This is a genomic window from Actinomadura meridiana (assembly GCF_039537545.1).
Lineage (GTDB): Bacteria > Actinomycetota > Actinomycetes > Streptosporangiales > Streptosporangiaceae > Spirillospora > Spirillospora meridiana.
In genome coordinates this window covers 190,719-209,892 of sequence record NZ_BAABAS010000020.1, presented here as the reverse complement: position 1 = coordinate 209,892, position 19,174 = coordinate 190,719, and the positions used below count along the sequence as shown (strand labels likewise).

At 71.5% G+C, this 19,174-nt stretch carries 11 protein-coding genes; 2 read left to right on the top strand and 9 right to left on the bottom strand.

Translation table 11 applies throughout. The annotated features are described in order from the left end of the window. Positions 1–4 precede the first annotated feature (4 nt). The 9 genes from ABD808_RS26960 to ABD808_RS26920 all read right to left on the bottom strand — a co-directional run bounded on the left by ABD808_RS26960 (position 5) and on the right by ABD808_RS26920 (position 9,702). Positions 5–1,369 carry a TrpB-like pyridoxal phosphate-dependent enzyme gene (locus ABD808_RS26960; RefSeq protein ID WP_344901943.1) on the bottom strand — a complete coding sequence of 455 codons (1,365 nt, stop codon included), beginning with the start codon at positions 1,367–1,369 and terminating at the stop codon, positions 5–7. Positions 1,370–1,390: 21 nt separating this feature from the next. After that, a complete protein-coding gene (locus tag ABD808_RS26955) occupies positions 1,391–2,128 on the bottom strand; it encodes a transglutaminase-like domain-containing protein (RefSeq protein ID WP_344901940.1) in 738 nt (245 codons plus the stop codon). Then, positions 2,118–3,341 (bottom strand): acyl-CoA dehydrogenase family protein, encoded by a 1,224-nt coding sequence (locus ABD808_RS26950; protein WP_344901937.1) that lies wholly within the window; start codon positions 3,339–3,341, stop codon positions 2,118–2,120. The genes ABD808_RS26955 and ABD808_RS26950 overlap by 11 nt, the downstream gene beginning before the upstream one ends. Positions 3,342–3,432: 91 nt before the next feature. Continuing rightward, a complete protein-coding gene (locus ABD808_RS26945) occupies positions 3,433–3,807 on the bottom strand; it encodes an ectoine synthase (RefSeq protein WP_344901934.1) in 375 nt (124 codons plus the stop codon). A 1-nt stretch (position 3,808) separates the two neighbouring features. Next, positions 3,809–4,651 (bottom strand): tryptophan synthase subunit alpha, encoded by an 843-nt coding sequence (trpA, locus tag ABD808_RS26940; protein WP_344901931.1) that lies wholly within the window; start codon positions 4,649–4,651, stop codon positions 3,809–3,811. Then, entirely contained in the window at positions 4,648–5,682 is a 1,035-nt protein-coding gene (locus tag ABD808_RS26935) for a hypothetical protein (protein WP_344901928.1), read from the bottom strand. The genes trpA and ABD808_RS26935 overlap by 4 nt, the downstream gene beginning before the upstream one ends. A gap of 2 nt (positions 5,683–5,684) precedes the next feature. Beyond that, positions 5,685–5,939 carry an acyl carrier protein gene (locus ABD808_RS26930; protein WP_344901925.1) on the bottom strand — a complete coding sequence of 85 codons (255 nt, stop codon included), beginning with the start codon at positions 5,937–5,939 and terminating at the stop codon, positions 5,685–5,687. Between the two features lies 1 nt (position 5,940). Then, positions 5,941–7,458, bottom strand: a complete 1,518-nt coding sequence (locus ABD808_RS26925) for an AMP-binding protein (RefSeq protein WP_344901922.1) — start codon at positions 7,456–7,458, stop codon at positions 5,941–5,943. 777 nt (positions 7,459–8,235) lie between these two features. Continuing rightward, positions 8,236–9,702, bottom strand: coding sequence for an aminotransferase-like domain-containing protein (locus tag ABD808_RS26920; RefSeq protein WP_344901919.1), 1,467 nt, complete (start codon positions 9,700–9,702; stop codon positions 8,236–8,238). 172 nt (positions 9,703–9,874) lie between these two features. Here ABD808_RS26920 and ABD808_RS26915 point away from each other — a divergent pair, with 172 nt between their 5' ends. Together ABD808_RS26915 and ABD808_RS26910 are read left to right on the top strand one after the other, a co-directional pair. Then, entirely contained in the window at positions 9,875–18,946 is a 9,072-nt protein-coding gene (locus ABD808_RS26915; RefSeq protein WP_344901916.1) for an amino acid adenylation domain-containing protein, read from the top strand. Continuing rightward, positions 18,943–19,155, top strand: coding sequence for an MbtH family protein (locus ABD808_RS26910; protein WP_344901913.1), 213 nt, complete (start codon positions 18,943–18,945; stop codon positions 19,153–19,155). The genes ABD808_RS26915 and ABD808_RS26910 overlap by 4 nt, the downstream gene beginning before the upstream one ends. Positions 19,156–19,174 lie beyond the last annotated feature (19 nt).

The following is a 19,174-nucleotide window of genomic DNA, read 5'->3' as shown; positions in this document are numbered from 1 at the left end:
CGGGTCAGGTGCCCACCACGTCGGGCAGCGCGGCGAGCGCCGCGGTCATGCCGTCCTCGTCGCAGGGGTCGTTCGCGAGTGTGCCGCCCAGGTACGCCTCGTAGGCGCTGAGGTCGAAGTGCCCGTGTCCGGAGAGCCCGAACAGGATGCTTCGAGAGACGCCCTCCTCCCTGCACCGCAACGCTTCGGCGACGGCGACCTGGATCGCGTGCGTCGACTCGGGGGCGGGGACGATCCCCTCCGCGCGGGCGAAGCGCAGCCCGGCCGCGAAGCAGTCGGTCTGCGGCACCGCGACGGGTTCGATCAGGCCCTGCTCCACGGCCGCGCTGACCAGCGGCGCCATTCCGTGGTAGCGCAGCCCACCGGCGTGCAGGGACGGCGGGATGAAACCGTGCCCGAGCGTGTGCATCTTCAGCAGCGGCGTGAGCTGGGCGGTGTCGCCGAAGTCGTAGGCGAGTCGCCCGCGCGTCATCGTGGGGCAGGCGGCGGGTTCGGCGCCGATGACCCGTGTCGTCCGCCCGTCGCGGAGGTGCTCGCCCAGGAACGGGAAGGACAGGCCGCCCAAGTTGCTCCCGCCGCCCGCGCAGCCGACCACGATGTCGGGCCAGTCCTCGGCCATCCCGAACTGGGCGATCGCCTCCTGCCCGATGACGCTCTGGTGCAGCAGGACGTGGTTGAGGACGCTCCCGCCCGCGTAGTTGGTGGTCGGATCGTCCATCGCCACCTCGATCGCCTCCGAGGTGGCGATGCCGAGGCTGCCGCTGCACTCGGGGTCGGCGGCGAGGATCTCGCGTCCGGCGCGCGTCTCCCGGCTGGGGCTGGGCGTGCAGGTCGCCCCGTAGGTCTCCATCAGCACCCGGCGGTACGGCTTCTGGTGGTAGCTGACGTTCACCATGAAGACCTTGACGTCCAGGCCGAACAGGGCGCCCGCCAGCGACAGCGCCGAGCCCCACTGGCCCGCGCCGGTCTCGGTGGCGAGCCGGGTGATGCCCGCTTCCTTGTTGTAGTAGGCCTGCGCGATGGCGGTGTTCGGCTTGTGGCTTCCGGCCGGGCTGCCGCCCTCGTACTTGTAGTAGATGCGGGCGGGGGTGTCGAGGGCCCGTTCGAGCCGCCGCGCCCGGAACAGCGGCGACGGCCTCCACTGGGCGTAGATCTCGCGAACCGGACCGGGGATCTCGATCTCCCGTTCCGTGGTGAGTTCCTGCTTCGCCAACTCGTCCGGCATGATCGCCGTCAGGTCGCCGGGGCTGAGCGGACGGCCGGTCCCCGGGTGGAGGGCGGGGGCGAGGCCCGGGAGGTCCGCCGCGAAGTTGTACCAGGTCAGGGGTATCTGATCTTCGTCGAGCAGGTATTTGATCTGGTCGGGCACGATGTCTCCAGGAGCTGTGGGTCAGGACGTGCTGGACGTGCTGGACGGCGGTGGGCCACCAGATGGGCCACCGGACGGGCCGCCAGACAGGGCGCCCGCATCGGCGACCAGGGAGCCGCGGACGAACGTCGTCGCACCGCTGAACAGGCGGGGATGCGCCGACCGCAGACCGTCGACGACCATGTCGTAGGGAAGGTCGTCGAAGTCGCCGTGCGTGTGGAGGAAGTCCATGTGGCGCCTGCCGTGCAGGTCGTACGGATGGTGCAGGCTGTCACCGGTGCCGTCGAATTCCAGCGGAGCTATTCCATAGAGTCGGCAGAGGGTCTTGTTGAACACGGGAGTGGCCTTCACCCAGTGGCCGTCGAGCCGCACCGAGGTGAGGCAGTGATAGTGGAAGACGTCGCCGCCGACGAGTTCGCGCAGCTTGTCTGAGGTGAGGTGGTTGCGGACGTCGGTCAGCACCAGCCTGCTGGGGATGCCGACGGACCGCAGCGTCGCCGCGTAGAGCACGGACTTGTGCAGGCACATGCCGCCGCGCGCGTCCACCACGCTGCTCGCCCTGAGCCCGACGCGGGACAGGTCGGCGCCGTAGACCTCGTAGCGGACGCGGTCGCGAACCGCGTAGTAGAGCGCGACGGCCTTCTCCCGGTCGGTGTGCGCGTCGGCCGGGAGCCTGCGCCGCACGAACTCGCGCACCTGCGGCGACCCGTGGTTGAGGAACTCCGTGGCGCGCAACTCGTCGTTCTGTTCACCCCCCATGGATCGCGCCCTCTTTCCCACCTCTGGAAGAGGGCCCGCGCAGGCTTCGCCGTGACCCGTCGGACGGGTCGTCGTTCAGGCCGAGCATGGCGGCGACACGGTTGCGCTGTATCTCGGACGTTCCGGAGTAGATCGTTCCGGCCACCGCGTTGCGCAGATCCTTCTCCAGGCCGTACTCCACCGTGTAGCCGTTGCCGCCGAAGATCTGCACCGCCGCCAGCGCGTTCGACAGGTTGTTCTCGCTGGCGATGAGTTTGGCGGTGGCCAGGTCGACCGTGATGTTCTCGCCCGCCGCCAGCCGCCGCGCGGTGTCGTACAGCCACTTGCGCGACGTGGCCACTCCGGTCCGCATGTCCACGATCTTGTGCGACACGGCCTGGAACCCGCCGATCGGACGACCGAACGCGACCCGGTTCTTCGCGTGTTCCACGGTCCGTTCGAGACGGCGCTGCATCTCGCCGGTGTTGATGATGAAGGAGCACAGGATCTCCCACTTCATCACGTGATCCAGGACCAGGAACCCGCCGCCGACGCGTCCGACGACATGGTCGGCGGGGATCCGGCAGTCATCGAAGTACAGCTCGCACATCGGTGACGTTCGCAGCCCCATCTTCTTCGTCGGCTCGCCGAAGGTCAGGCCCGGCGTGTCGCGTTCGACGAGGAACGCGGTGATCGAGAGCGGCCCGCCCTCGCGGCCGGTGCGGACATAGACGGTGAACAGGTCCGCCACCGGGCCGTTGGTGACGAAGCACTTGGCGCCGTTCAGGACGTAGCCGTCCCCGTCCCGCACGGCCTTCGTGGTCATCTGTAGCGCGTCCGAACCGTGGTCGGGTTCGCTGATCGCGTGGGCGCCGATCGTCGAGCCCGCGCAGATCCCCGGCAGGTAACGCTCCTTCAGCGCGTCCGAGCCGAACCGTTGCAGCGCGACGCCCACGCCGACGATGTGCGTCGACACCGAGAAGTTCAGCCCGCCGTCGAGACAGCCGTGTCCGAGCCCTTCGAGCACGTACATGGTGGTGAGCAGGTCCTGGCCGAGGCCGCCGTACCGTTCGTCGAACGGCAGGCCCAGGATTCCCGACTCGCGGACCAGCTTCCATGCCTCTTCGGAGAAGGTCCCCTCCAGATCACGTTCCAGGTGGCCGGTGTTCAGCGCCTCGCACCACGATTTCAGCCCGTTTCGCAGTGCTTCCTGGTCCACACTCCACTCGTTCACTCCTGTGCCTTTCTCCCAGCTCGGCTGGGTCCACGACACCCGTCACGGGTGCTCCAGGACGCGGGGCCGGCTCCGCCGGTGGTGGGACGGTTCAGTAATGGGAGAACTCGGCCGAGTCCAGGTCGTGCACCTCGTCGCCTTGCAGCGCGGGCGTGAACACGCAGACGAGACGCAGTTCCCGGCCGGGTGCCGCGATCAGGAAATGGGGGTCGTGCTGGTCCAGGGCGTACATGGTTCCCGGCTCGATGAGATGGGAGTTCCCGTCGGAGTCGACCACCTCGCCGCGTCCCGCGATGCAGTAGCACGCTTCGAGATGGCGCCGGTACGCCAGCCGGGACTTGGTGCCCGGACGGACGATGGTGTCGGTCAGGGTGTAGCCCATCCGGTCGGATGCGAGGAGGAAGCGTCGGCTGGTGCCGTTGCCCCAGTCGACCGTCCTGACCTCGTCGAGCTGCCTGATGATCATTTCATGCGCCCCTTTCCTGTTGTGTTTCGCGGATCGGCCGGATTTCGTCGACGAAGGCGAGCAGGGTGGCCGCCACGTCCCGCCGATCCGTCATGGCGCGCTCCACGCGGGCCACGGCCGCGCTGCCGATGACGACGGCGTCCGCCCCCGCACCGTGCAGGGCCCGGACGTCCGCGCGTCCGGTGACGCCGAAGCCCACGGCGATCGGCGCGCCGGTGAGATCGTGAAGCCGCGCGATCGCGGGGGCGACCGAGGTGTGGTCGCCACGGGGAGCGGTGCCGCTGCGGCCGTAGTGGGCCACCAGGTAGAGATAGCCGGTGGCGTTACGCGCGCTGTCGGCCATGACCGCCTCGTCGGAGCTCGCGTAGCAGGTGGTCACGATCGGCAGCCCGAGGTCGAGCGCCGACTCGTGATACCGCTGCCGCTGCGCCGGTGGCAGCCCGTGCAGGAGCAGCGCGTCGGCGCCCGATGCCGCGACCCGGTCCAGGAAGCCGGGGAGCGTGACCGGTCGGACGGTGTGGCTCCAGTCGGCCAGCAGCGTGATCCGCAGCCGCCGCAGGTTCGGTCGGACGTCGTCGACGAAGTCGAGCGTCTCGGTCAGCCCGACGCCGTGGTCGAGGGCGCGGCGGGCGGAGCGGCGGATGACCGGCCCGTCGGTGAACGAGTCGGGGAACGGCACGGCCAGTTCCAGGCAGTCGACGCCCGCCTCGTCCAGCGTCGTCACGACGTCGCGCAGGACGTCCAGCGGTGGGTCGCCCGCGTTGAGGAACAGCGCGAGGCCCGGCTCGCCGGGGGGTCTGCCGGTGAACAGGCGCCGGGTGGACGGCTGCGGGACGGCGTTCACCCGGCGTCCCGGAGCCGCTCGACGAGGCGCACCGCGGCGCCGTCCTTGATCGTGTCGAGTGCGGAGGCCACGGCGACGGACAGGTCGGGAAACGTCCCCGCTGCCGCCGCGAGGGCGGCGGCGTTGAACGCGACCGTCTGCACCGCCGCGATGGGGCCGTCGCCGCCCAGCACCGACAGGAAGTGCGGCACGAGCGCGGAACCGTCGGCGACGGGGGCGAGATCGGCCATGCTTCCGGGGGCGAAGCCCTGGTCGTCCGGCACGAGCTTGAGTTCGGCGGCATCCGCGCCTGCGTCGCCGACACGCCGGATCCGGTTGTCGGTGAAGCTGACCAACTCGTCGACGCCGAGGTCGTTGCCGCACAACCAGGTCGGCGGGCAGGACGGCTGCTCCGCCAGCTCGCGGAACACGCCGTCCCATTCGGGATCGGCGACGCCGACCACCTGGGCGCTGACCGGGACCACGGCCAGGAAGGGGCCGATCGTGTTGAAGAGCCGTCCGACGCGGCGCATGTCGTGCGGGAGGACGGCGGCGCTCAGCAGCCGCAGTTCCTCCGGGTAGACGAAGTAGTCGGCGAACGCGATCCCGGAGTTCTCCAGCATCCCGAGGGCCGCCGTGTGCGAGTCGGCGCGCGGGATTCCCAGCTTCTCCAACAGGTCGAACGAACCGTGCCTGCTGGTGTAGGCGTGCGATCCGGTCTTCAGCACCGGCACGCCCATGGCCGCGGCGACCAGCGCGGCGGCGGTGGAGACGTTGAAGGTCGACGGGCCCCCGCCGGACCCGACGATGTTGACGGGCCCAGCCGAGCCGGGCGTCCCGGCGGCGGGCGGCTCACCGGCGCGTTCGCGGAGCGAGGACACCAGCGCGACGACGGTCGCGGTGCCGGGTCGGCGGGTGGACAGCGCGGCGGACACCGCGAGGACGTCGCCGCGTCGCAGGCGGCCGTCGCGCAGCCGGTCCCAGAAGGCGTGCCAGCGCGGCGCGTCGACGGGACGGTCGCGCGACACCAGGTCGGCGAGCAGATCGCGCACGGCTAGCTCGCCTTCACCCGTGCGTCGTCGACCAGCGCGGCGATCGCGCCCACGGAGCGGAAGTGGTCCGGTTCGAGCTCGACGGCGTCGGAGTCGAGCTCGAACCGGTCCTCCAGCCAGGCGAGCACCTTGAGGAAGCCGAGGCTGTCGATGACGCCGCCCGCGACGAGGTCGTAGTCGGTGTCCAGGTCGGCGACGGTGATGTCGGGGACGAACTCCGCGATGACGAACCGTTTGATCTCTTCGATCGTGTCCATGTCAGCCTTCCATCGGTGGCAGCAGCCGTCGGTTGATCTTGCCGGTGGACGTTTTCGGCAGCGGGGCGTCCACGATCTGAAGGGCCGCGGGGACGGCGGCGCGAGGCAGCCGTCCGGCGCAGTGCGCGCGGAGCACGAGGCTGTTCAGCGCGCTGCCCGGCGCCCGGCGCACCACCGCGCGCAGCAGGTGGCCCGCGACCGGATCGGGGACGGCGACCACGGCGGCCTCCACGACCTGGCCATGGTCGGCGATCACTCGCTCGACCTCCTGGGCGTTGATCCGGACGCCGCGCACCTTGACCTGGAAGTCGTCGCGACCCTCCAGGGTGAGGGAGCCGTCGGCATGGCGCCTGACCAGGTCGCCGGAGCGGAAGAACGTGACATCGCCGCGCCGGACGAAACGGTCGTGGCCCGGAGTGCCGAGATAACCGGGCGTCTGGAACGGGGTGGACACCTGTAGTTCGCCGACGCCGGGGCCCTGGATGACGGCGCCGTCGACATCGACCAGAAGGATGTGGACGCCGGGCAGCGGTTCGCCCAGCGGGAGCGGCGTGGTCGGCGGGGGCGGCGAGGTCGGCGGGAGCGGCGAGGCCGGTGGGGACGGCGTGGTCGGCGGGACGGCGCCGTCCACCGTGTGGAGAAGGCTGTCGTTGGTCTCCGTGCAGCCGTACAGGTTGTGCAGGGAGGCGTGCGGGAACAGCGCCGGTAACTCGCCCAGCAGCGCCGCCGGAACCGTGTCCCCGGTGAAGATCACATGCCGGGCGGTGTCGACCGTGCGGCCGGTCTCCCGGGCGGCGTCGGCGACGAGCCGGTACATCATCGGGACCGCCTGGACGACGTCGATCCGCTGCTCGACGAGCAGGTCCAGCAGCCGGTGACCGTCCAGCCCCAGGTCGGCGGGGACGAGCACCGCGCACCCGCCGTGGCGGAGCGTGGCCCAGATGTCGAGCAGGCACAGGTCGAAGTTGAGCGGCGCGTAGTTGAGCACCCGCGTGCCGGGCGCGATGCCGAACCGCGGCCCGGCCCACCGGGTGAAGGCGTCGACGCCGCCGGTGGTCAGCGGGACGATCTTCGGGACCCCGGTGGAGCCGGACGTCGTCAGCATGAACGAGACGTCGTCGGCGAGGGTGCCCCGGGCGCCGGGCTCCAGGAGCCGCGGCGCGGAGCCGGGCGACAGGACGTGCGTGCATCCGGCTCGTTCCAAGAGCGTGGTGAGCGTCCCGGGCCCCAGGTCGGTGGCCGGGAGCAGGAACCTCAGCCGCGCCCGCGTCGCCGCCATGATGAGGGCGATGGCCTCGGGCGACTTCGGCGCCAGCACGCCGACGCGGTCTCCCGCCGTCAGTCCGAGGTCGATCAGTTCGGTCAGTTTCGCGTCGGCCAGTTCGGTCAGCTCGCGATAGCCGATGACCGCGTCCCGCCAGACGAGTGCGGGCGAGTCAGGTGCGCGGTGCGCGTGTTCGGCGATCGAGCCGAGGAGATCGGGCGATAAAGGATCGCCGGTGATCGCAAGGCAGCCCAAGGTGACGTCCCCCCGTGGTGAGTACGCAAGCCCCCGTCGTCGATCTAACGACTGTCGCGAAAACGCGAGGTAAAAGGAATTCGCCCACGCCAAGGACAATAATGTCGCGCGGTGTTGAGTGAATTGGCCCCCGCTCGTGCTTTCGGACGATTCGAGAACTTAGAGATGCCGTGACTGCACTGTCAAGGGACTGTCCAAGTTCGGCCATAGGCGTATCTGACAGAACAAGTTCACATGTCAGAGTGTCGCGAATTCGCTGTGCCGTCCCGTGGACCTTGTGTTCATGTGCGGGTGCGCGGTCAGGTCGGAAGCGGCGGGGGTGGCCGTGCAAATGGGCAACGGACCAGGACTTTCATCACTTCGGGGTGCGCCGATAATTGGCGGTGGATTCGCATGGCGAACAACGCCGTGTGCGCAGCGCATGGCGTTCACTTGACCAGTTTTGTTGTGACCGTGTCCGTGTCCGCAAAGGCGGTTATGGTCACGTAATGGTCGTCAGTGCTCGGAGCCGTCCCGGAATAGAGCGGGGAGTCGAGTGCCGCGATGGTCGAGGCCGTCTCCGGCCGTCTGGTTCTGAATTGAACTAGTGTGCCGCCATGGCCCGATGATGGAGGAGCCCGCCATACCCGTAAGGAGCTTTCAAGGGCACGGCGATGGGAGGCCACACCGTTGGGTGCGCTCTCAGCATGACAGCCCGCGGCATCCGGGAAACGGGCCAATAGCGTCCAAAGTGGACTGTTTCTGGCCCCATCGGGCGGAACGCCCCCGCCATGGCGGCTACCCGCCCTGCGGCGCGGCGACGGCGGCCGGGCCGTGCCCGCGCAGGTCAGCCCACGCTCCGCGCAGCCGGTGCACAAGTTCGGTGAGGGTCTCCTCCTCGAACGTGTAGGGCACCCGCAGGAAGGAGTCGTGCGCGCCGCTCGGGTCCATCGCCGCCCCTGGCACGACCTCCACGCCGTGCCGGAGGGCCACCTGGGCGAACACCTGGGCATCGACGCCGGACAGGTCGACCCACAGGGCCGACCCGCCATCGGGGACGCGCCACCGCCATTCCGGCAGACCCTTCGACAGTTGGGCGCACAGGTGCTCCAGCCGTCGCCGCAGGGCGGGCGCGCGCTCCTGCGACAGTTCGGTCAGCCGGGGCAGCAGGCGTGCCGCGAGGGCCTGGTCGAGCACCGGACTGCCCAGGTCGGCCAGCGCCTTCAGCCGGGCCAGCCGCTCGGTGATCGCGGCCGGGGCGCGGATCCAGCCGATGCGGAGCCCGACCCAGACCACCTTCGCCAGCGAACCCACGGTCAGGACCTCCGCGCCGTGGGCGAAGGCGGCGAGCGGGGCGGGGAACTGCTCGTCCCGGAGTCTCGCCGCGTAGGCGATGTCCTCCAGGACCGGCACCTCGTGGCGGTGCGCGATTTCGGCGATCCGGCGGCGGCGGGACGCCGACATCAGCGTGCCCGTCGGGTTGTGGAAGGTCGGTGTGACGTAGACGAGCGCGGCCGGGGAGTCGGCCAGGGCCTTGCCCAACGCGCCCACGTCCATCCCCTCCTCGTCCAGCGGGATGCCCTTCAGCGTGGCTCCCGAGGCGCGGAAGACGTCCAGGCAGCCCGCCCAACTGGGCGACTCCACGATCACGGTCGCGCCGGGACGCAGATACAGCTGCGCGGCCAGTACCAGGGCCTGCGTCGCCCCGGTCGTCACCAGCAGCTGGTCGGTGCTGGTCGGCAGGCCCATCGCGGTGAAGCGCTCGGCCAGGGCCTCCAGGAGGACGGGTAACCCGCGCGGATGGTAGCCGGTGTCCGAGGTCAGCGCGGGCAGGTCGTCGCGGACGAGGTCGAGCAGGCACTCCTGCAACCCGTCCACCGCGGGCTCCGTCGCGAACGCCAGGGAGATGAGGTCGCCGGGGCCGTCGATGAGCCGCTGGAAGATGGGGGTGGCGGTGCCGCCGCGCACCCGGCCGTCCGGGCGGGGAGTGCCGGGACGTTCGGTCACCCGCGTCCCGCTGCCCTGCCTGCTGTCGACCAGGCCCTCCGAACGTAACTGGTCGTAGGCGGCCACCACGGTGGAGCGGCTGACGGCGAGCAGACCGGCGAGATCCCGTTCGGAGGGAAGCCGGTCACCGGGGAGGAGGGCGCCGTCCTGGACGGCGTGGCGCAGCGCCGCGGCGAGCTTGCGGTAGAGGGGACCGCGCCCGGTCATCCAGTCGCCGAGAACGGCCAGCAGATCTGCCGGGTCGCGAAAACGATCCACTTTTCACCTCATTGGCACGTTCACGGCGCCTTGTGGAGTCCCAGAGTAGAGACACGCAGGCCGTGACCGCATCTGAGCGGGCGGCGAGCGCCGCGGCACAGGAGCCGTCCCTCCCCCCGGACGAGCCGCGACGCGCCCCTGGATGGTTCTTGCGAACGAGATGGGATCCTCCGTGGATGTTTTGACCGCCTGGAACGAAACGGCTCGCGACCTCCCGGCCACGACGCTTCCGGCCCTGATCGAGGCGCGGGCCGCCCGGACCCCGGACCGGGTGGCCGTGACCGATGACGCCGCCGAGGTGACCTACGCGGAGTTGGACGCCCGCGCGAACCGACTGGCCCATCGGCTGATCGAACAGGGGGCCGGTCCCGGCCGGGTGGTCGCGGTCGCGGTGCCGCGCTCGGTCGAGCTGATGGTCGGGCTGCTGGCGGTCCTCAAGGCGGGCGCCGCCTACCTGCCGATCGACACCGGTTATCCGGCCGAGCGCATCGCGTACATGCTGGGCGACGCCGACCCCGTCCTACTGCTCATCAGCCCGGCGGTTCAGGACGGCTTGTCGACGTCTGTTCCCTGCGTTTCGCTGGCCCCGGACGCGGGCTCCGCCGAGGGCTCCGACCCGGACGACCGGTTCGCGGAGACCCTGACCGACGAGACCCGCACCCGCGCGCTGACCCCCCAGGACGCGGCCTACGTGATCTACACCTCGGGATCGACCGGACGTCCGAAAGGAGTGATCGTCCCGCACGCGGGAATCGTCAACCGGCTGCTGTGGATGCAGCACGAATACGGACTGGAGGCCGACGACCGGGTCCTCCAGAAGACCCCGGCCGGGTTCGACGTCTCGGTCTGGGAGTTCTTCTGGCCCCTCATCGCCGGTGCCACGCTCGTGATGGCCCGCCCGGACGGACACCGGGACCCGGCCTACCTGGCGGAGATCATCCAGACCCGGCGGATCACCACGATCCACTTCGTCCCGTCCATGCTCCAGGCGTTCGTGGACGAGCCTGACGCGGCCTCCTGCACCGGACTGCGCCGGGTGATCTGTAGTGGCGAGGCCCTGCCCGCCCGCCTGTGCGCACGTTTCCGCGAGATCCTCGACGTGGGCCTGCACAACCTCTACGGCCCCACCGAAGCCTCGGTCGACGTGACCTACTGGAAGTGCGACCACGAGCCCGGACAGACGTCGATCCCCATCGGCGGGCCCGTCTGGAACACCCGGCTCCATGTGCTGGACGCCGACCTCCGGCCGGTACCGGTCGGCACGGAAGGCGAGCTGTACCTCGCCGGGGCGCAACTCGCGCGCGGCTATCTGAACCGGCCGAGCCTGACCGCCGAACGGTTCGTGGCCGACCCCTTCGGCCCGCCGGGCTCCCGGATGTACCGCACGGGCGACCTTGTCCGGTGGCGGGCGGACGGCGTCCTGGACTACATCGGCCGGGTCGACTTCCAGGTGAAGATCCGGGGCCAGCGCATCGAACTCGGCGAGATCGAGGCCGTGCTCGGCGGGCACCCGGCCGTCGCGCAGGCCCTCGTCGACGCCCGGGAGGACCATCGGGGCGAGCGCCGCCTCGTCGGCTACCTGGTGGCCGGGGCGGACGCCGTCCCGGACCCGGCGGAACTGCGGGAACACCTGGCCGAGTCGCTGCCCGACCACATGATCCCCGCCGCGTTCGTCGTCCTGGACGTCTTCCCGCTCACGCCCAACGGGAAGGTGGACCGCAAGGCGCTGCCCGAGCCGCGACTACGGGTCGGCGGCGGCAGGGCGCCGGGGACGCCGGAGGAGGAGCGGCTGTGCGGGCTCGTCGCCGATGTCCTCGGGCTCCAGGACGTGGGCGCCGACGACGACTTCTTCGAGCTGGGCGGGCACTCGCTGCTCGCCGCTCGGCTGGCCGGACGGGTCCGGCGGGCCTTCGGCGCGGAGATCGGCGTCCAGAGCGTCTTCGAGAACCCGACCGTGGCGGGCCTCGTCCGCGTCATCGACGTTGCCGCGCCCGCCCGGCCCGCGCTGGCCAGGCGGGACAGGCCGGAGTCGGTCCCGCTGTCGCCCGCGCAGTGGCAGATGTGGTTCCTGAACCGGATGGCCACGCCAGGCGAGCGCGAACGCGAACGCGATGGCGCGGGCGCGGGTGAAGGTGCGTCGGCGGTCTACAACATTCCGCTGGCATTACGCCTCTCCGGCGGCCTCGACATCGACGCCCTGCGCCACGCGCTCGGCGACGTGATCGGACGGCACGAGGCGCTGCGCACGGTCTACCCGGAGACCGACGGGATGCCGCACCAGGTCGTCATGGCCAGCGCGGACCCGCCGCTCCAGGTCGTCGAGACCTCGGCGGCCCGGCTCGCGGCGGAACTCGCGGCGGGGGCCGGGCGCGGCTTCGACCTCGCCGCCGCCCCGCCGATCCGCTGCACCCTGTTCGTGCTCGCTCCGGACGACCACGTCCTGCTGATCGTGGTCCACCACATCGCCATGGACGGCTGGTCGTTCGGCCCTCTCGCCCGGGACCTGTCGCGGGCGTACGCCGCCCGTTCGGAAGGCCGGGTGCCGGAGCTGGCTCCGTTGCCCGTCCAGTACGCGGACTACGCGTTGTGGCAGCGCGAGTTGCAGGGCGACGTTTCGGATCCTTCCAGTCTTGTCGGTGGGCAGCTCGCCTACTGGTGGGCAGCCCTCGGGGGGTTGCCCGACCAGCTGGAACTGCCCACCGACCGGCCCCGGCCGGCGCGGCCGAGCCAGTGCGGCTCCACGGTCCCCATCGACGTGGACCCGGCCGCGCACGCTCGGATGCTCGGCCTGGCACAGTCCACCGGAACGAGCCTGTTCATGGTGGTGCAGGCCGGGTTCGCGACGCTGCTGACCCGGCTCGGAGCCGGGACGGACATCCCGCTGGGCAGCCCCGTCGCCGGTCGTGACGACGATGCGCTCGACGACCTCGTCGGCTGCTTCATCAACACGCTCGTCCTGCGCACCGACACCTCGGGCGATCCGACGTTCGCCGAGGTGCTGGCCCGCGTCCGCGCCGCCGACCTGGCCGCCTACGGCCACGCGGACCTGCCGTTCGACCGTGTCGTCGAGGCGCTCAACCCGGTGCGCTCGCTCGCCCTGCACCCGCTCTTCCAGGTCATGCTGGTCTTGCAGAACACGCCGCGCGGGCAGTTCGAGTTCCCGGGCCTGGCGGTCGGACGGGAGTACGTCCACACCGGCACCGCCCGCCTGGACCTGGTCGTCGACCTGACCGAGCAGCCGGGCGGCGGCCTGCACGGAACCCTGGAGTACAGCACCGACCTGTACGACCGCGCGACCGCCCACCGGCTCGCCGGGTGGCTGGTGCGCCTGCTGGACGCCCTGGCCGCCGACCCGGACCAGCCGATCAGCCGACCCGAACTGCTCGACCCCGCCGAACGCGACCTGATCGTCACGACGTGGAACGACACGGCGGTCGACGCGCCGATGCTCCCCGTCCACCGGCAGATTGAGGCGCGGGCCGCCCGCGAACCCGGGCACCCGGCCGTGATCTTCCGTGGCGAGGAACTCGACTACGCCCGGCTGGACGCCCGCGCCGACCGGCTGGCCCGGCGGCTGGCCCAGCGGGGCGTCGGGCCGGACACCTTCGTCGCGGTCTGCGCGCCGCGTTCCGAACGGCTGGTCGTCGCGTTGCTCGCCGTCCTGAAGGCGGGCGGCGCCTACCTGCCCATCGACCCCGACTATCCGGCGGACCGTGTCGCGTACATGCTCGACGACGCGTCCCCGGTGCTGGCCCTGGTCACCGGCGCCACCGCCGCCCTGCTCCACCAGGACGGGGTGCCCCTGCTGGATCTTGATGATCTCGACGGCGTGGCGGACGAGAGCGAGGACGAGGGCGAGTCGACCGATCGTGTCGCGCCGCCGGTGCCGGTCTCGCTGGACGCCGCCGCCTACGTGATCTACACCTCGGGTTCGACGGGCCGTCCCAAGGGAGTCGTCATCTCCCACCGGGCGCTGGCCAACTTCCTCGGTGCCATGGCCGAACGTTTCCCGCTCGGACCGGCGGACCGGTGGCTCGCCGTGACCACGATCGCCTTCGACATCTCCAACCTCGAACTCTGGCTGCCGCTGGTGTCGGGCGCGGGAATCGTCCTCGCGGACCGGGACACCGTCCAGGATCCGGCGGAGCTGAGCGCGCTGGTCAAGCGGGAGGGCGTCGGCATCATGCAGGCCACGCCGTCGCTGTGGCAGGCCCAGCTCGGCGCCGACCCGGGCGCCTTCTCCGGCCTGCGGATGCTCGTCGGCGGCGAGGCGCTCCCTCCGGCACTGGCCGAGGCGATGTGCGAGCGCGCCGCCGAGGTCACCAACGTCTACGGGCCGACCGAGACGACGATCTGGTCGACGGCGGCCCGTGTCGTCCCGGACGAAGGCGCGCCCTCGATCGGCCGTCCCATCTGGAACACCCGGGTCTATGTGCTGGACGCGGCCCTGCGGCCTGTCCCCACCGGTGTCGCGGGCGAGCTGTACATCGCGGGCGACGGCCTCGCGCGCGGCTACCTGAACCGTCCGGCGCTGACCGCCGAACGTTTCGTGGCCGATCCGCTCGGGCCGCCCGGAGCGCGCATGTACCGCACCGGGGACCTGGCCCGATGGCGGGCGGACGGCACCCTGGACTACATCGGCCGGGTCGACCACCAGGTGAAGATCCGCGGCTTCCGGATCGAGCTGGGCGAGGTCGAGTCCGCGCTGGCCGCCGACCCCCGCGTCGCCCAGGCAGTCGTGGTGGTGCGCGAGGACCGTCCCGGAGACCGGCGTCTGGTCGGCTACGTCGTGCCCGCCGCCGGTGCCGCACCCGACCCCGCCGACCTGCGGGCCTTCGTCGGCGAGACGCTGCCCGCGTACATGGTGCCGTGGACGATCGTCGTGCTCGACGCGCTGCCGCTCACCCCGAACGGCAAACTCGACCGCAAGGCACTGCCCGCCCCCGAACCGCCAGCCGAGGCGCCCGCGAAGGCGCGGCGGGCGCCGTCCTCCCCGTCGGAGGAACTGCTGTGCTCGCTGTTCGCGACCGTGCTCCGCCGGGATGCGGTGGGGCCGGACGACGGGTTCTTCGACCTCGGCGGCGACAGTATCGGGTCCATCCGGCTGGTCGGCATCGCCCGCAAGGCCGCGCTGCCGCTCAAGGCCCGCGACGTCTTCGAGCACCAGACCGCCGCCCGGCTCGCCCGCGTGCTGGACGGCCGATCCGGCCGCGACCCGGTCCGCGAACGAGCGAAGGACGAACCGCTCGTCGACCTGACCGTGACACAGCGGGCGGAGATCTCCGCCAGATGGCCGGACGCGACCGAGATCCTGCCGCTGTCGCCGCTGGCGGAGGGCCTGCTGTTCCACGCGATGTACGACGCGGGGGCGCGGGACGTCTACACCGTCCAGGTCGCCGTGGAGTTTCGCGGGCCGCTCGACCCGGCACGCCTGCGGGCCGCCGCGCGACGGCTGCCGGACCGGCACCCCAACCTGCGCGCCGGGTTCTGGCACGGCGATCTGGAGCGTCCGGTCCAGGTGATCCCGGCGCTTGCCGAACCGCCATGGGACGAAACCGACCTGACCGGACTGCCCGCGCCGGACAGGGACGCCGAACTCGGACGCCTCCTGGACGACGAACGGTCCCGCCGTTTCGACCTGACCGCCCCGCCCCTGATGCGATGGCGACTCGTGAAGCTGGACGCCGAGCTTCACCAGGTGGTCCTGACCTGCCATCACACGATCATCGACGGCTGGTCGCTGCCGATCCTCGTCCGCGACTGGCTGACCTTCTACCAGGACGGCGAGTCCGCCGCCGGGCGGCTCGGGCCCGTCCGTCCGTACCGCGACTACCTGGCCTTCCTCGCCGCGCAGGACCGGGCGGCGGGCGAGGCGGCCTGGCGGGACACGCTCGCCGGGCTCGACGAGCCCACCCTCCTGTTCAACGCCGACAACCCCGACAAGGAAGGCGGGTCGCCCGACTACCTCACGGTCGAGCTGCCGGAGGAGACGACCGGCCTGCTCACCACGGTCCTGCGGGAGCACGGCCTGACGCTCAACACCGCCGTGCAGGGGATGTGGGCGTTGCTGCTGTCACGGTTGACCGGCCGCGACGACGTCGTCTTCGGCACGACGGTCTCCGCGCGTCCGCCCGAGCTGCCCGGCGCCGAGTCGATGGTCGGGTTCTTCCTCAACACGTTGCCGCTGCGGGTTCGCACCGATCCGGCGCTGCCGCTGACCGACCTCCTCGCCCGCGTCCAGGAACGCCAGTCGCGGCTGATGGAGAGCGGCCATCTCGGGCTCGCCGACGTCCAGCGGATCGCCGGGCTCGGCCCGCTGTTCGACACCGTGACGGTGGTGGAGAACTTCCCCGACGCTCCCGGCTCGCCCGTCCCCGGGCTGACCGCGACGATCCTGGACGGCCAGGACCTCCCGCACTATCCGCTGGGCCTGGCCGTCGTCCCGGGGGAGCGGCTGGTCCTGCGCGTGGCCTACCGCACCGGCCTGGTCGACCGCGGCATGGCCGAGCGGGTCGGACGGTGGATGCTGCGCCTGTTCACCGAGACGGCCACGGACCCGGGCCGCCCGGTCGGACGGCTGTGTCTGCTCGACGAGTCCGAACGCCGGTGGGTCACCGGCGGCTGCTACGACACCGCCGTCGAGGTCCCGGAGCTACCGCTGCCCGCCCAGATCGAGCGGCAGGTAGGCCGCACCCCCACGGCGACCGCCGTGATCTGCGCGGACGACACGCTCGACTACCGGGAGCTCAACGCCCGCGCGAACCGGCTCGCCCACCATCTGATCGACCTCGGCGCGGGCCCGGAACGGCTCGTCGCGCTGGCGGTGCCCCGATCCACCGACATGATCGTCGCCTGGCTGGCGGCGCTGAAGACGGGCGCCGCCTACCTGCCGATCGACCCCGCGTACCCGCCGGAACGGATCGAGTTCATGCTCGCCGACGCGGACCCCGTGCTCACCGTGACGACCCGCGCGGTCGCGGAGCGGCTGCCGGACGACGGCCGGGACCGCGTCGTCATGGACGCTCCGGCGGTGCTCGCCGCCACGTCCGCCCGGCCGTCGACCGACCCGACCGACGCCGACCGGACGCGGCCGCTGTCACCGCGACACCCGGCCTACGTCATCTACACGTCCGGCTCCACCGGCACCCCCAAGGGCGTGATGGTCACCCACACCGGCATCGCCGGGACCGCCGGGACGCACATCGAACGCCTCGGCCTGGACGAGACCAGCCGCTTCCTGCTGGTCGTGTCGATCAGCTTCGACGTGTCGATGGCCGACATCGCCATGACCCTGCTGTCGGGCGCGGCTCTGGTCGTCCCGGGGCCGGACCGGCAGGTGATCGGCGACGACCTCGCCCGGCTCATCGCCGAGCACGGCGTCACCCACACCGACCTGGTCGCGTCGATGCTGGGCTCGCTGCCCGGCTCCGACCTGCCGAGCCTGCGCGGATTCGTGGTCGGCGGCGAGGCGTGCCCGCCCGAACTGGTGGCCCGCTGGTCGCCCGGCCGGACCATGATGCAGGTGTACGGGCCGACCGAGACCACCGTCGTCGCCACCATGAGCGACCCGCTGTCGACCGCAGATGACGGCCGTCCACCGATCGGACGTCCCATCTGGAACACCCGCGTGTACGTGCTGGACCCCGCCCTCAACCCGGTCCCGGACGGGATCACCGGGGAGCTTTACATCGCCGGTGACGGGGTCGCCCGCGGCTATCTGAACCGTCCGGCGCTGACCGCGGAACGGTTCGTCGCCGACCCGTTCGGGCCGCCGGGCGCCCGCATGTACCGCACCGGCGACCTGGTGCGCAGGCGCGCGGACCGGAACCTGGAGTTCGTCGGCCGCGCCGACCACCAGGTGAAGATCCGCGGATTTCGGGTCGAGCTGGGGGAGATCGAGGCGGCGCTCGCCAAGCATCCGGAGGTCGCGCGGGTCGCGGTGGTGGTCCGCGAGGACCGGCCGGGCGACCGGCGCCTGGTCGGCTACGTCGTGGCCACCACCGCCGACGGGACGCCGCCGCCCGACCCGGACGCGCTGCGCCGCTTCGCCGGGCAGACGCTGCCGGACCACATGGTGCCCTCGGCGGTCATGGTCCTGCCCGACCTGCCGCTCACCCCGAACGGGAAGCTGGATCAGCGAGCGCTCCCTGCCCCCGAACCCCGGACGGCGGGCACCGGACGCGCGCCGCGCACGGCACGCGAAGCGCAACTGTGCGGCCTGTTCGCCAAGGTGCTCGGCCTGCCACTCGTCGGCGTCGACGACGACTTCTTCGACCTGGGCGGCCACTCGCTGCTCGCCCTGCGGCTCATCTCCTCGGCCCGCGAGTCCTTCGGGATCGAGCTCGGGCTGCGCGCCCTCTTCGAGGCACCGACGGTAGCGGACCTCGCGTCCCGGCTCGACCCCGACACCGCCGAGGGATCCGGCACCGAGAAGGACTTCGAGGTGCTGCTGCCCCTTCGTCCACGGGCGAAGGGAACGCCGCTGTTCTTCGTCCATCCGGCCGCCGGTACGGGCTGGGTCTACTCGGGGCTGCTCGGCCATCTCGACTGCCCGGTGTACGCCCTCCAGGCCAGGGCGCTGACCGACCCCACCGCCGACGCGGGGACGCTGCGCGAACTCGCGGCGGACTACGTCGAACAGATCCGGACCGTCCAGCCGGACGGCCCGTACCAGCTGGCGGGCTGGTCGTTCGGCGGGGTCGTGGCGCACGCCATGGCGACGCACCTCCAGGCCGAAGGGGAGCGCGTCTCCCTGCTGGCGATGATGGACGCCTACCCCGTCGAACCCGAGTCGCGCGGGGAGGCACCGCAGGCGGGGGAGACAGCGCAGGCGGGGCAGGCGGGGCAGGCGGGGCAGACAGCGCAGGACGCCGACGAGCAGGACGCGATCGCCGCCGTCCTGGAGTCGATCGGCCACGACCCGGACGACATGGGCCATCTCGGCGACGAGCGCCTGGCCGCACTCGCCAGGGCGTTCACCCAGAACGTCGCGCTGCTCAACGCCCACGGCCCGGACGTCTTCGACGGGCCGCTGCTGTTCTTCGCCGTGTCCCAGGGCAAGGACGCTTCCTCGCCCGCCCCCCGGATCTGGAGCCGGTACGTCACCGGTGACATCGAGACCCACGACGTCCCGTCCACGCACACGACCATGACCCGGCCGGACGCGTTGGCAGAGATCGGCCCGGTGCTGCGCGGACACGTCGACCACCTTCCAGCCTCCCGACAGGAGTCGAGCACGTCATGAGCAACCCGTTCGAGAACCCCGACGCCAGCTACCTCGTCCTGGTCAACGACGAAGGCCAGTACTCCCTCTGGCCGCGGTTCGCGGAGGTGCCCGCCGGATGGGAGACGGCGTTCGGCCCGGACGGCAGGCAGTCCTGCCTGGACCACATCGAGCGGACCTGGACCGACATGCGTCCGAACAGCCTGGTGGCGTCCGAACGGTCGTCCTAGCCGGACTAGCCGGAGGCGA

Bases quoted from the DNA above. Each gene is read 5' to 3' on its own strand.
- ABD808_RS26955 (WP_344901940.1), bottom strand. From the start codon at position 2,128: ATGGGGGGTGAACAGAACGACGAGTTGCGCGCCACGGAGTTCCTCAAC.
- ABD808_RS26945 (WP_344901934.1), bottom strand. From the start codon at position 3,807: ATGATCATCAGGCAGCTCGACGAGGTCAGGACGGTCGACTGGGGCAAC.
- ABD808_RS26930 (WP_344901925.1), bottom strand. From the start codon at position 5,939: ATGGACACGATCGAAGAGATCAAACGGTTCGTCATCGCGGAGTTCGTC.
- ABD808_RS26910 (WP_344901913.1), top strand. From the start codon at position 18,943: ATGAGCAACCCGTTCGAGAACCCCGACGCCAGCTACCTCGTCCTGGTC.